Here is a 14,388-nt window from a genome sequence, read left to right on the forward strand (position 1 = left end):
TTTGTCTCTTTCTTCTTTAAAATGAAGCCTACAAGATTCCTCGCTCCCAAAATTTGCTGTAAAACTGAATAAATTCATCGTTTTTTTTATCAAATATAACGCTTTTTTATTAATTATGGGTAATTACGGACAATCAAAATAAATTTTTATATTTTTAGCAATATTCATGTGGCAATTGCGGGTTTTTGTTTAACAGAAATTACCTTGCTTAAATTTGGTGTGACGAATGGATATTCTTCAATTTTTATTTTTTTTTCAATTATTTTAACCTATAATTTTATTGGATATTATGAAATTAAAACCAATAACGTCCATTGGATTAAGGAATGGTATAAGCAATACAGAACTAAAATTATTCTTTTATGCGGTTTCTCTATATTGGGATTAGGTTATTCCTTTTTTTATACTGATTTTAATAATATCACATTAATAATTCTACTTCTATTTTCTATAATTGCCCTATTTTATGTAATTCCAATTTTTAATTGGCGATCATTTGAGTTTTCATTTCGAAACTTCCCTGGTTTAAAAATATTTAGCATTTCAGTTACTTGGGCAGGAATGACTGTTTTATTTCCTTTAAGTGAAGCAAATTATACACTTAATTGCTCGGTAGTTTTAGAATTTGTGCAGCGAATTATATTTATTATTATTATAACTTTACCTTTTGATATTAGAGACATTTATGATGATCCCGAAAAGTTAAAAACTATTCCACAGGTTATCGGTATTGGTAAAACAAAAGTTTTAGGTTATTTTTTGATTCTTTTTTTTGTGTTGCTAGACATTTTGAAATATGAAAAATTTTCAAATGAAATTGTTGTAATAATTTTAGTAGCAATTGTATGTGGCTTGGTTTTAGTGTATGTTACACCTAATAGAAGTAGGTATTTCACAGTTTTTTTGGTAGAAGGGATTCCTGTTCTTTGGTTTGGGCTATATTTGTTTTTAGAACTTTATTAATATGAAAGACGCTTACAAGAAATATTTTGAGGTTAACAAGGAAACTTGGAACAATAAAGTATCAATTCATGCCAATTCAGAATTTTACAATGTTGATGGTTTTTTAAAAGGTGAAACATCACTTAATAATTTTGAATTAACTGAAGTTGGAAATGTTAATGGAAAGAAATTATTACATCTTCAATGTCATTTTGGATTAGATACCTTGAGTTGGAGTAGGTTAGGTGCAATTTGTACTGGAGTTGATTTTTCTAAAAAAGCAATTGATAGAGCCATTGAATTGAATAAAAAATTGGATTTAAATGCAACATTTATTGAAAGCAATGTGTATGATGTGGAGGCAACTGTAAAAGGAAAATTTGATATTGTTTTTACGTCTTATGGCGTTGTTGGCTGGTTGCCAGATTTGGAAAAATGGGCTCAAATTATTGCTTCTAAATTGAAAAAAGGAGGTAGTTTTTATATGATTGAATTTCACCCCATTGTTTGGATGTTTAGTTATACAGAATCTCCGCCTCAAATAAAATATTCGTACTTAAAAGGTGAGGTTATTTACGAAGAATATAAAGGAACATATACTAATAAAAATGCTGAAATTATTAGTAAAGAATATGGTTGGAACCACGGATTAGGTGAAGTGATTAGTTCTTTGGTAAATGCTGGTTTGGAAATTGAATTTTTGCATGAATTTGAAAAATCGCCTTACAATAGTTTTCCAGACATGGAAAAAACAGAAGAGGGGATGTTTGTGTTGAAAGAGAATGCAAGACTATTCCCTTTATTATACTCCATTAAAGCTATAAAAAAATAAAGCCTCCAACTGGAGGCTTTATACTATTTAAAAAGTTTGTCAATTTTTTCTTTTTCTTCTTCTGCAAGAGCGCCATCTACAAGAATTCTACCACTGTGTTCATCTGTAATAATTTTTTTGCGACTCGCTATTTCAACAATTCGTTGAGGTGGAATTGTAAAAAAAGAACCTCCAGAGGCTCCTCTTTCAACAGACACTACTGCTAATCCGTTTTTAACTGAAGAACGTATTCTTTTATATGCATTTAATAAATGAAGGTCTATTAGCTCAGCATATTCTATAGATTTTTCAGATAAAACTTTTTCCTCTTTTAGGGTGTCACCCATAATATCATTGAGTTCATCTGATTTATGTTTTAGCAAATTTTGTTGTAAAGCAAGTTTTTCATTTGTTCCTTCAATTATTTCATTTTTTTGTTCCAATTTCACTTTAAATTCTTTAATTCTTTTCTCAGCTAATTGAATTTCTAATTCTTGATATTCAGTTTCTTTGCTAATAGAGTTAAATTCTCTGTTATTACGAACATTTTTTTGCTGTTCGGTATATTTTTTTACCAAAGCTTTTGAATCTTCAATAGCTTGTTTTTTAACTGCAATATCGTTTTTAATTGAAGTAACCTCATCGGCAAAATTGGCAAGTCTTTTATTTAAACCAACTATCTCATCTTCTAAATCTTCAATTTCTAAAGGCAACTCTCCTCTTACACTTTTAATTTCATCGATTCTTGAATCAATCAATTGTAAATCGTAAAGCGCTCTTAATTTTTCTTCAACTGTAACTTCTTTTTTAGACATATTTATAGGTAATAAATTGGGTTTGTATTTTTCTTTGACAAAATGATTGCAAAATTAGGGAATTTTTTTGTAAGAATTTCAACTAAAAGATTTTTTGTGAATTGTTCACTTTCATAATGTCCAATATCTGCAATTATCAACTCATTTTCGGCTTTATAAAATTCGTGGTATTTAATATCTGCTGTTATATAAATATCGGCACCCATTTTTTTTGCATTATCTATGGCAAAACTTCCAGAACCTCCTAAAACAGCTACTTTTTTAATTGGTTTATGAAGTAATTTAGAATGCCTTATACCTTGTGCATTCATCGTGTTTTTTAGTAATTGTAAAAAAGAAAGTTCGTCTATTTCTTCTTTTAATTCACCTATCATTCCCAAGCCTATTTCTTGATTCAAATTATCTAAAGAAACAATATCATAAGCAACTTCTTCATACGGATGATTACTAAAAAGAGCAGATAAGATATTTTTTTCTTTATGTTTTTCATAAATTACACTTATAAAAGTCTCTTTTTCAGAATGGAATTCACCTTTCTGACCGATCGTAGGATTTGAGTTTTTATTTCCCTTATAAGTGCCAAAACCTTCTGTATTAAAACTACAGTTCTCATAATTTCCAATAGTTCCTGCGCCAGCATTAAAAAGTGCCAATCTAACTTCTTCTGCATGATTATTGGGTGCGTAAGTTGTTAGTTTTTTTATGGTATTTTTTTGAGGAATTAGTATTTTTTGATTTTTCAGTCCTAAAATTTCACAAATTTTAGCATTAACACCTATAATGCTATTGTCTAATGCAGTATGCATTGCGTAAATGGCAATGTCGTTTTTAATGGCTTTTATTACCACACGCTCAACATAATTTTTGCCATTTAATTTTTTTAAACCAGAAAATATAATAGGATGAAAACTCACAATTAAATTACAATTAATTGCAATGGCCTCATCTACTACATTTTCCAAAGTGTCTAGGGTTACCAAAACTCCTGTAACTTCAGTTGAATAATTACCTACTAAAAGTCCAACATTATCAAAGTCTTCGGCATAATTTAAAGGCGCTATTTCTTCAATGCAAGTTGTAATATCTTTTATTTTTATCATAATACATAATATCTGTAAACAAATATAATTGATACCATTTAAAGATGCTATAATTAGTAATTTAATTTGTTATTTGTTTTGTAATTTTGGAATCTATGAGATTATTACGCCTAATAACTTTTCCATTTTCAATTATATACGATTTTGCTACAACATTTCGTAACAAGTTGTATGATCTAAATATATTGGAATCCAAAGAATTTAAAACTCCTTGCATTGTGGTTGGAAATTTAAGCACTGGCGGAACAGGAAAAACACCACAAATTGAATATTTGATTCGATTATTACAAGAAAAGTATAAGATTGCTGTTTTAAGTAGGGGTTACAAACGTAAAACAAGTGGTTTTTTAATTGCAAATCAAAAAACTACGGTAGAAGATATTGGTGATGAACCTTTTCAATATTTTAAAAAATTTTCAAAAATTATTGTAAGTGTTGATTCTGATAGAAAGAGAGGAATTTCCCAATTGGAAGAATTGAAAAATCCACCTGATGTTATATTATTAGATGATGCCTTTCAACATCGTAAAATAAAAGCTGGTTTAGCCATCTTGCTTACTTCTTATAATAATTTATTTTGTAATGATTTTTTGTTACCTGCAGGAAATCTGCGTGAAAGTAGAAAAGGAGCCCAAAGAGCACAAATTATTATTATTACAAAATGTCCGGATGATTTAAATGAGGAAAACAAAACTGAAATTATAGAAAAATTAAAACCACTGAAGCATCAAAATGTGTTTTTTACGAGAATAGGGTATGATAATGATTTGAAAGGGAGTTCTTCGGAAAATTTAAACTCGTTTAAAGGGGGTGAGGTTGTTTTAGTTACGGGTATTGCAAATCCAAAACCAATGTTGAATTACCTTTCTAAAAACGAAATTGTATTTCATCATTTCAATTTTCCTGATCATTATGCGTTTAAAAACAAGGATATTGACACTATTGAAAAAGCATTCAGTGAAATACAATCAAATAAAAAAACTGTTTTAACTACAGAAAAGGATTATGTTCGTATCTTTGCAAAATTCAAAAATTTGCATTATTTATTAATAAAAACTCAGTTTATAACGGATCAATTAAGGTTCGATAATATCATAAAAAATTATGTGGAACAAAGTTCAAGAGACCGTTAAATTTTTACAAAGTAAAGGTGTTTCAAAACCAGATTTTGGAATAATATTAGGTACAGGATTGGGAAATTTTGTAGAAAATATTAATGTTACTTTAGCTATACCATATAAAGAGATCCCTAATTTTCCAATATCGACTGTTCCAGGACATTCGGGTGAATTAATTATAGGTAAAATAGGAGCAAAAAATGTAATTGCAATGAAAGGTAGGTTCCATTATTACGAAGGATGGACGATGGAGGAAACTGTATTTCCAGTTAGAGTGATGAAATATTTAGGGGTTGAAAATTTAATCGTTTCCAATGCTTCTGGAGGAGTAAATTCCGCATTTAAAGTTGGAGATATTATGTTGATTTCTGATCATATTAATTTTATTCCAGACCATCCATTACGAGGTAAAAATGAAGATCGTTTTGGACCACGATTTGTGGATATGCACGAGCCTTATAGTAAAAAAATGATTGCCAAAATGGAACAAATTGCTGCTAAATTAAATATTCCATTGCAAAAGGGAATTTATTTAGCGTTACAAGGTCCAACATTTGAGACTCCTGCTGAATATAGGATGGTTAAATTAGTTGGAGCAGATGCTGTTGGAATGTCAACTGTTCCAGAAGTGATTGTCGCAAAACATATGGGAATGACTTGTGTAGGAATATCAGTAATTACTGACTTGGGAATTGAAGGAATTATCGAATCGGTATCCCATGAAGAGGTTCAAGAAGTTGCTAAAATCGCTGAAAAAAAAGTAGGAATTTTAGTAAAAGAATTTATTTTAAATAACTAAAGTTTATAAATAATAAAAGTAAAAAGGTGGCTAATGCCACCTTTTTTATGGGTTAAAAATATGTTACAGTTTTCCAAAATAAATACTTTTAACAATACCATCAGCCAAACCAATTTTAGGCACAAAAATAGTAGTCGCACCGCTCCATTCCATTGCAGATACATAAATTTTTGTTGCAGGTATAATAACATCGGCTCTATCAGGGTTTAAATCAAGTTTAGAAATTCGTTCTTCATAGGTCAGTTGTTGTAAAAACTGATATTGTGCTTTTAAATATGCTAAAGAAAGGGGTCTTCCCATAGGTTTTCCAGAAAGTTTAAATAGTTTGTTAATGTTTCCGCCAGAACCAATAAGAGATAAATTTTTAAGATTTTTAGTGTTTTCCTTAATCCAAGTTTCAATGTTTTTCCAAATTGCTGAAGTCCCCATTTTATCATTTAATAACCGTACCGTTCCAATTTTAAATGATTTAGAATTGACTATTTTTCCTTTTGAAAAAACAATAAATTCTGTGCTACCACCACCAACATCTACATATAAATAAGACTTATTTGGTTTAATAACATGGCTTAAATCTGTCGAAAAAATAATGATTGCTTCTTTTTTACCATCAATAATATCGATTTTAACATTGGTTTTTTTGAAAATTTCATCTGCTACTTCTTGACCATTTATTGCTTCTCGCATGGCTGAGGTTGCACATGCTTTATATTTATGAACACCATGAACTTGCATTAGTAACTTAAATGCTTTCATAGCTTTTATCATTCTGTTTTTGTTCTCTTCTGAAATATTTTTATGTATAAATGTATCAGCTCCCAAACGAATAGGAACACGTACTAAAGCTGATTTTTTAAAACTTGGGTTTTCATCATTTTCATCTGTTAAAACGTTGGCTACTAATAACCTAATAGCGTTTGAACCTATGTCTATACCAGCAAGTTTTTTAATTTTCATCATAGATTATTTATAATTTTTAGGAAATTCTGTGATAAATGTCTTTCCGGATTTTATATTTTTCCAATGTAAGGTGTCAAATTTAATACCCACCACACCGCATGTTGGAACGTTATCTACCTCTAAACTCCCAAATTGGTTTACAAAATCACTAATACCATGGTCATGACTAAAAATAATGGCAGAATCAAATCCATCATCTAAGGCTTTCACCGTTTTTATTAAATAGCCATCGCTAAAACTATACAACGATTTGCTAATTTTAAGGTGTGCAAGGGGAAAATTAAAAGAGTATCCAAAAATCATAGCAGTATGTAATGCTCTATTGGCGCAGCTAGATATAAAAACATCTGGACAAGCAATTTTTTTTTGTAAAACATTGGAAACTAAATATGCATCTGTAATTCCACGTTTTTTTAACGGCCGGTCTATATCCTTAATTCCTTCATAATCCCAAGACGATTTGGCGTGGCGCACTATGTAAAGTGTTTTCATGTGTTTTTATTTTTTTGCATGTCTTTTAAAGGTTTATTTTTTATAGGTTACAACTGTATGCTATTAAATACTCCGTGATTGCTAAAAATTTTAACATGCTTGTTTTATTTTTAATTGTAAAATTCAAATATAAAATTTAAGGGGCTAATCGTTCAATTTTCCAATCGAAATTTTCTTGAAGTGTGTATTTAATTCTATCGTGCATCCTGTTTGGTCTACCTTGCCAAAACTCAATAGAAATTGGTTTTACAATATAACCACCCCAATACGCTGGTCTCGGAATTTCCTTATTATTGAATTTTTGTTCAAATTCTTTTAAGCGATCATCTAAATATTTTCTAGAAGGAACTACTTCACTTTGATTAGAAGCCCAAGCACCTAATTTACTTCCATCCGGTCGAGATTCAAAATAGCCATCTGAAAGATTCTCTGCAATTTTTTCGACGTAGCCTTTAATAATTACTTGTCGTTCTAATGTTTCCCAAAAGAAAGAAAGGCAAACATTTGGGTTATTTTCTATTGATTTTCCCTTTTCGCTACTATAATTGGAGTAAAAAATAAAGCCTTCCCACGTATATTTTTTCATTAAAACAACTCGACTTTTTGGAAAACCATCTAATCCAATGGTTGCAATAGTCATTGCGTTGGTTTCAGTACCTCCAAATTCATCTACTTCAAAATACCACTTTTGAAATAATTCAATTGGGTTTTCAAGGGCATCGGCATCAGAAAGTTCACTTTTTGAATATGCTTTTCTCGAATTGCTTAAATCGTTTTCCATAGGATAAGGTTACTCTTTAGAAGTTGATTTTTTTAGTAAATATAAACCAATATAAGTAATTAATCCATTTGCAATTAATAGTTCGTACCCAAATATATATCCATTAAATAATTTAGGAGTGTATATATTTAGATAATAGCTAATAACAACCGATGCTACTGCAATAACCCAAACATACGTGTCGTTAATTTTATGCTTGGTAAAAATTCCAAAAGCAAAAAGTCCTAACAGCGGACCATAGGTATAGGAGGCAACTTGTAGCACGCTACTTATAACGTTTTCTTCTAACACATATCTAAATACAATGATTACTAAAATTAATAAAATTGAAATTCCAACATGTACTTTTTTTCGAAGAGATTCTTGTTTATGCAACTCTTTTCTCTCTATATCTAGAAAATCGATACAAAATGATGTAGTTAGTGCAGTTAAAGCACTATCTGCACTTGAATATGCAGCTGCTATTAATCCAATTATGAAAAATATTCCAATAGCATTTCCTAATCCACTGTTTAAAGCAATTTCTGGAAAAAGTAAATCTGTTTTTATACTTCCATCTACAATAGGAACAGCAATTCCGAATTTTTCGGAATAAATAAATAATAAAGCTCCAAGCATTAGGAAAACAAAATTAACTACAATTAATACAATTCCTAAAGTGATAACGTTCCACTGCGATTCTTTAGCCGATTTGCAAGTCAGATTTTTTTGCATCATATCTTGGTCTAATCCTGTCATTGCTATTGCAATAAACATTCCCCCTAAAAACGATTTTACAAAATGTTTACTATCTAAAAAATTATCAAAAAACAAAATTTTACTATAATTTTTAAATTCTGTTGAAGTAAATAAATCTGCAATAGTCCAATCCAATTTACTTAAAATAATAGCAATAGTTGCAAATAAGGCGGTAAGCATAAAAACGGTTTGAAGCGTATCTGTCCAAACAATAGTTTTAATTCCACCTCTAAAAGTATAGATCCAAATTAATAAAATGGAAAATATAACTGTTATTTCGAAAGGAACTTTCCAAGAATCAAAAATAAAATATTGCAATACTGATGCTACTAAAAACAATCGAAAAGCAGAGCCTAAAACGCGCGAAACAAAAAAGAAAAAGGCACCTGTTTTATGTGAAGTAGTTCCAAAACGATGTTTTAAATATTCGTAAATAGAGGTTACTTTTAAATTGTAATATATTGGTATTAGTACATATGCAATAACCAAATAGCCAAATAAATAGCCAAATACAATTTGCATATAGCTAAATTGAGAGCTTTGCACCCAACCAGGAACAGAAATAAAAGTAACCCCAGATAATGAAGCGCCAATCATTCCAAAAGCAACCAAATACCAAGGCGATTTTTTATTAGCCTTAAAAAAAGTTTCATTTGTGCTGTTTTTTCCAGTAAAATAGGCTATAATCAAGAGTAAGGAAAAATAAGCAGCTATTAATGAAAGTATAAAAATTGGTGTCATAAATTGGATGATGTTTTAGATTAACAAAGAAACTAAAATTATTGAGAATATCATTTGCGAATTGTACATTTGCCAAATGAATTTTTCTTCAAAACTTCTAGAAAATGCTGTAAAGGAGGTTTCTCAATTACCAGGAATTGGTAAAAGAACCGCATTAAGACTGGTTTTGCATTTGCTAAAACAACCAAAATCACAAACGCAACAATTAGCTAATTCTTTGGTTAATTTGGTAAATGATATTAAGTTATGTAAAAAGTGCCATAATATTTCAGATGTTGAGGTTTGCGAAATTTGTAGAAATCCAAATAGAGACGAATCAATTATTTGTGTTGTTGAAGATGTGAGGGATGTAATGGCTGTTGAAAACACCAGTCAGTTCAAAGGGCTGTATCACGTATTAGGTGGAAAAATCTCGCCGATAGAAGGAATTGGTCCTCATAATTTAACCATTAATAGTTTGGTTGAAAAAATTAAAAATGGGGATGTGGCTGAAGTTATTTTTGCGCTAAGCTCAACCATTGAAGGCGATACCACAAATTTTTATATTTTTAAACAATTGGAACAATTTCATATAAAAACATCGACCATTGCACGCGGAATTGCTGTTGGCGATGAATTGGAATATGCCGATGAGGTTACACTTGGTCGAAGTATAATTAATAGAATTCCTTTTGAAAAATCGTTGTAATTAATGCTCAGTCTGAAAATTTTTTAATTTTTTTCAATGTAAATTCGCGCATCTACTGCAATAATTTCTTCAGATGTTGCTAATAACGGATTTAAATCTAACTCACTAATTTCCGGTGCTATTGAAACTAAATTTGAAATTTTTGTAATTATTTCAGCAAACGTATTTTCATTAATACCAGCCTGATTTCGAATACCTTGTATTATTTTGTATGATTTTAAACTTCGAATCATTTCCAATGCGTCATCATTTGAAATTGGGGCTAATCTGGCCTGTATATCTTTAAATACTTCAATGTAAATGCCACCTAAACCACATAACACCAGATGTCCAAAATTAGATTCTCGTTTGGCACCAATAAATAATTCTAATCCTTTTTTCATTGGTTGTAAAAGAACAGCAGTTGCACCTTTAATTTTCATTAATTTATAAAAGGATTCTGTCATTTTATGCACAGATTCTACGTTTAAAACAATACCGCCAACGTCTGATTTATGAACAGGTCCAATAACTTTCATAACTATAGGAAAGTTGATTGATTTTAAAGCTTTTTCGCAAGAAGCAACACCAGTACAAACAAATTCTTCAACTATTGGAATTTTTGCTGCTTGTAAAAGTTGTTTTACTGTGTTTGGATCTAAATAACCTTCTTTACAATTGGCTATTATTTCACGTATTTCGTTATAATTTTCACTTAAATTTTTCTCTTGAGGAATGCTTATAGGTGTAGAATTAAAAATTTTTCCAAGGGCATTTCCAAATTGCACTTCATCAAAAAAGGCAATATTTCCTTTTGATATAAAATGTTCAATTTCGTTTTTAACATTTACAACCGATGGTAAAATGGCAAAGATTGGTTTTGAGCACGAATTTATTTTTTTATTCAAAACATCGTACACGTCATATACTTCAAATAAACCGGGACTTCCAAAAATAACCACCATAGCGTCTATTTCTGTAAATTTATGTTCACAGTAATCAATGATGGTTTCTAATTGTTCGGCATTTCCGGTTGCCAAAAAATCAATTGGGTTGGATGCTGAAGATCCTAAAAATAATTTTTCAAGTAATTCTTCACTTACTTTCCCTTTTATTTCTGGTACATTTAATCCGCTTTTAGATAAAGCATCGGTAAGCATAACAGCTGGTCCTCCAGCATGGGTAATTACAGCTATATTTTTTCCAGTTAATGTTGGATGAAGAAAAATAGAAGCAACAGTTATTAATTCGTTTCTACCATAGCAGCGTACAATTCCTGCTTTTTTAAATAAAGCATCTACAGCGACATCAGAATTTGCCAAAGCACCGGTATGGGAACTTGCAGCTCTGCTGCCTTCGTCTGAACTACCCGCTTTGATAGCAGCAATTTTACAGCCTTTTTGAATTAATGAAGTTGCGTGTTTTAATAGTTTTTGAGGATTTGAAATGCTTTCAATATAAAGTAACTTTACCTTAGAACTTTGTTCATTGAAATCTTCATCCAAATGTTCTAGTACTTCTTCAACTCCAATTTGAGCTGAATTTCCAACAGTATGAATACTTGAGAAAGTTAATCCGCTTGCTGCAGCTGCTTCAATAATAAAAACCGCTGTTGCTCCAGATCCTGAAATAAAATCGACTCCTTTTGAATTTAATTTTGGGATTGGTGTTGTAAAAACTCCTGCATAATTTTGATTGATTAATCCTATATTATTGGGGCCTAATAAACTTCCACCGACAGCATTAATAGTTGTAACAATTTGTTGTTCTAGTTTGGCGCCATCTTCATCTTTTTCACTAAAGCCAGCCGAAAAAATGATAAAACCTTTTGTATTTTTTGTAGTTGCTAATAGTTGGATGGTTTCAAGTGTAAATTTTGCCGCAATGGCAATAATAGCTACATCTACATTAGGAATTTCAGAAACTTGCGAATAACATTTAACCCCTTGAACAACAGTTTCTTTAGGGTTTACTGCAAACAGCTCTCCCTTAAAATTATGGCTAATAAGGTTGTTTAAAACGCTTCCGCCAGGAGTTTGTTTATTGTTAGATGCCCCAATAACAACAATACTTGCAGGGTTAATTAATTTTTCGTGTATCATTTATAAAATTACATTCTTTGAAAATATTTCTTTTGCAATTTCTTTTCCTTTTTCAAAAGCTTCCAAATTTTTTGCTACAATTTTCTCTCCTTTTCGTTCAAAAAGTGTTTTAATAGCTTGTTGCAAACAATCATCACTTAAAGGAAGTTGTGATGAAGCTGCGCCTAATAAAACAATATTTGTTGCTCTAGAATTACCTAAATCTTTGGCAATTTTTTGAGCATTTACCAAAATGCTGTTTGGATACGATTGTATTTCAGTATATAATTCTTCTAAATCAGGGTATTTTGAAACATTTAAAAATGGATTTGAATCTGTAACCAACAAACCATCTTTTTTTAAGAATGGTAAATAGCGTAATAATTCCATGGGTTCAACAGAAATTATCATATCTGCTTTTCCTTGAGGAATTAAATCTGAAAAAATTACTTTGTCTGATATCCTAACATGAGATTCTACAGCGCCACCACGTTGGCTCATTCCGTGAACTTCAGATTGTTTAATGTTGAGGTTAGAAGCCAATGCAGCAGTATCTAAAACAGCTGCAATAGTTAAAATTCCTTGTCCGCCAACACCTGCTAATATTATATTTATTTTCATACTTAATTTATTGCAATTTCTAATAAATGTTTAATGTTATCCTTTTTTTCTTTTGATAATTGAACACAAGGGCGTTGAGAAATAATAACTGAAACGCCATCATAATTTATTTCATTTCGAATCAATTCAATATTTTCTTCTAAATTTTTATGAAGAGGCGTTAATACTTTTAAATGTTCTGGATCAACACCAATTCCTTTGCAAATAGTTACCAATCTTCCAGAAGCTGATGAATCTTGAGCACCTGTCATTGCAATGGCAGAATTATCAGAAATAATAACAGTCATTTTGGTGTTTTCCACAACAGCCTCTAACAAGCCAGTCATACCAGAATGCGTAAAAGTTGAATCACCAATAATTGCAATTGCCGGGTGAATGCCCGCATCAGAAGCGCCTTTAGCCATGGTTATGGAAGCACCCATATCAATAAGTGTATTGATGCTATTAAATGGAGGCAAAACGCCTAATGCATAACAACCAATATCTCCAAAAACTTTTTGATCGTTATTTTCTTTGCCAAGCTCATTAATGGCATTAAATAAATCTCTATGACCACAACCTACACATAATTCGGGTGGTCTTGCTGTAACTATATTTGGTATTTCTTTAGGTTTTATTTGTGTAAAACCTAAAGCTTTAGATATGTTATCTGGATTTAATTCACCCACCCTGTTTAAATGACCTGACAAACGACCAATCACTTTTTTGTTTTCTCCTAAAAAGTCGGACACTAATTCTTCAATAAAAGGATAACCATCTTCTAAAACTAAAATTTTTTCACAAGTATCAAATAATTGTTTAACCTTTCTTTTTGGTAAAGGGTATTGAGAAATTTTTAGAATTGGATATGGGCAATTTCCATCTTCAAAATTTTCCATTACATAATTAAAAGCAATTCCTGCAGCAATAATTCCCATGGATTTGTTTGAACCATCAATAAATTTATTAAAATTACTATTTTCGGAATTTTCTCTTGAATTAGTTTGAATATCAATCAAATGTTGATACCTGTTTCTTGCATGTACTGGAATTAACTGAAATTGATGAGGGTTTTTTGATAAATTAATGTTGTTTTGTAATTCTCTTTTTCCAGTTTCAACACCAGATCTTGAATGAGATAAACGAGTTACCATTCGCACCATAATAGGTAATCCAGTTTTTTCAGATAAGAGAAAAGCATGTTTGGTTATATCGTAAGCTTCTTGTTGGTTAGACGGTTCTAATATTGGAATTAATGCAAATTTTCCATAATAGCGTGAATCTTGTTCATTTTGAGAGGAGTGCATAGAAGGGTCATCTGCCACAACAACAACTAAACCTCCATTTATACCAGAAACAGACATATTCATAAAAACATCGGCAGCAACGTTTAGTCCTACGTGTTTCATTACAGTCATTGATCTTTTTCCAGCATAAGACATTCCAAGCGCAGCTTCCATTGCTGTTTTTTCGTTCACCGACCAGTTAGAATGGATTTTCAATTCTTTTGCAATTGGTGAATTTTGTATATAGGTTGTAATTTCTGTAGAAGGAGTTCCGGGATAGGCATAAACACCTGATATTCCAGCATCTATTGCTGCTTGTGCTAAAGCCTCATTTCCCAATAATAATTTTTTCATAAAATGTAACTTAATTTAGTTGAAATATTTGGTGTAAAAATATGCAATAAGAATATTTTTATCTATGATTTATGTCATAATTCAATTTATAACAGGTTGATAT

Annotated in this window: 14 protein-coding genes; 5 read left to right on the forward strand and 9 right to left on the reverse strand. The window is 30.6% G+C overall.

From position 1 onward, the window contains the following. Positions 1 to 168: 168 nt before the first annotated feature. Positions 169 to 963 (forward strand): hypothetical protein, encoded by a 795-nt coding sequence (locus tag Q8S45_RS10290; protein ID WP_305604390.1) that lies wholly within the window; start codon positions 169 to 171, stop codon positions 961 to 963. Between the two features lies 1 nt (position 964). Beyond that, on the forward strand, positions 965 to 1,774 hold the full coding sequence (locus Q8S45_RS10295) for a bifunctional 2-polyprenyl-6-hydroxyphenol methylase/3-demethylubiquinol 3-O-methyltransferase UbiG (RefSeq protein WP_305604392.1): 810 nt from the start codon (positions 965 to 967) through the stop codon (positions 1,772 to 1,774). A gap of 23 nt (positions 1,775 to 1,797) precedes the next feature. On the opposite strand, the gene Q8S45_RS10300 is transcribed toward Q8S45_RS10295, so the two are convergent. Continuing rightward, entirely contained in the window at positions 1,798 to 2,568 is a 771-nt protein-coding gene (locus Q8S45_RS10300; protein WP_305604393.1) for a zinc ribbon domain-containing protein, read from the reverse strand. Between the two features lie 2 nt (positions 2,569 to 2,570). Continuing rightward, on the reverse strand, positions 2,571 to 3,665 hold the full coding sequence (locus Q8S45_RS10305; protein ID WP_305604451.1) for a Nif3-like dinuclear metal center hexameric protein: 1,095 nt from the start codon (positions 3,663 to 3,665) through the stop codon (positions 2,571 to 2,573). 98 nt (positions 3,666 to 3,763) lie between these two features. Between Q8S45_RS10305 and lpxK the strand changes: the two genes are divergently transcribed. Together lpxK and Q8S45_RS10315 are read left to right on the forward strand one after the other, a co-directional pair. Next, a complete protein-coding gene (gene lpxK / locus Q8S45_RS10310) occupies positions 3,764 to 4,801 on the forward strand; it encodes a tetraacyldisaccharide 4'-kinase (RefSeq protein WP_305604395.1) in 1,038 nt (345 codons plus the stop codon). After that, a complete protein-coding gene (locus Q8S45_RS10315; protein ID WP_305604396.1) occupies positions 4,773 to 5,585 on the forward strand; it encodes a purine-nucleoside phosphorylase in 813 nt (270 codons plus the stop codon). Before lpxK ends, Q8S45_RS10315 begins: the two co-directional genes overlap by 29 nt. 63 nt (positions 5,586 to 5,648) lie before the next feature. On the opposite strand, the gene Q8S45_RS10320 is transcribed toward Q8S45_RS10315, so the two are convergent. The 4 genes from Q8S45_RS10320 to Q8S45_RS10335 all read right to left on the reverse strand — a co-directional run bounded on the left by Q8S45_RS10320 (position 5,649) and on the right by Q8S45_RS10335 (position 9,297). Continuing rightward, positions 5,649 to 6,545, reverse strand: coding sequence for a Ppx/GppA phosphatase family protein (locus Q8S45_RS10320; RefSeq protein ID WP_305604397.1), 897 nt, complete (start codon positions 6,543 to 6,545; stop codon positions 5,649 to 5,651). A 3-nt stretch (positions 6,546 to 6,548) separates the two neighbouring features. Then, entirely contained in the window at positions 6,549 to 7,037 is a 489-nt protein-coding gene (locus tag Q8S45_RS10325; RefSeq protein ID WP_305604398.1) for a histidine phosphatase family protein, read from the reverse strand. A 136-nt stretch (positions 7,038 to 7,173) separates the two neighbouring features. Continuing rightward, on the reverse strand, positions 7,174 to 7,818 hold the full coding sequence (gene pdxH / locus Q8S45_RS10330) for a pyridoxamine 5'-phosphate oxidase (RefSeq protein ID WP_305604400.1): 645 nt from the start codon (positions 7,816 to 7,818) through the stop codon (positions 7,174 to 7,176). Positions 7,819 to 7,827: 9 nt separating this feature from the next. Then, positions 7,828 to 9,297: a sodium:solute symporter gene (locus tag Q8S45_RS10335; protein ID WP_305604401.1), complete on the reverse strand. Its 1,470-nt coding sequence runs from the start codon at positions 9,295 to 9,297 to the stop codon at positions 7,828 to 7,830. Between the two features lie 76 nt (positions 9,298 to 9,373). Here Q8S45_RS10335 and recR point away from each other — a divergent pair, with 76 nt between their 5' ends. Beyond that, complete coding sequence (gene recR, locus Q8S45_RS10340) at positions 9,374 to 9,985, forward strand: recombination mediator RecR (protein ID WP_305604402.1); 612 nt, start codon at positions 9,374 to 9,376, stop codon at positions 9,983 to 9,985. Positions 9,986 to 10,008: 23 nt separating this feature from the next. Here recR and Q8S45_RS10345 read toward each other — a convergent pair whose 3' ends face one another. The 3 genes from Q8S45_RS10345 to Q8S45_RS10355 are packed head-to-tail and all read right to left on the reverse strand — an operon-like array spanning position 10,009 to position 14,285. Then, complete coding sequence (locus Q8S45_RS10345) at positions 10,009 to 12,066, reverse strand: acetate--CoA ligase family protein (protein WP_305604404.1); 2,058 nt, start codon at positions 12,064 to 12,066, stop codon at positions 10,009 to 10,011. Beyond that, positions 12,067 to 12,666 (reverse strand): indolepyruvate oxidoreductase subunit beta, encoded by a 600-nt coding sequence (locus tag Q8S45_RS10350; protein ID WP_305604406.1) that lies wholly within the window; start codon positions 12,664 to 12,666, stop codon positions 12,067 to 12,069. Positions 12,667 to 12,668: 2 nt separating this feature from the next. Beyond that, entirely contained in the window at positions 12,669 to 14,285 is a 1,617-nt protein-coding gene (locus Q8S45_RS10355; RefSeq protein WP_305604407.1) for a thiamine pyrophosphate-dependent enzyme, read from the reverse strand. Positions 14,286 to 14,388 lie beyond the last annotated feature (103 nt).

Origin of the sequence: Lutibacter sp., assembly GCF_030692605.1 — a bacterium.
Lineage (GTDB): Bacteria > Bacteroidota > Bacteroidia > Flavobacteriales > Flavobacteriaceae > Lutibacter.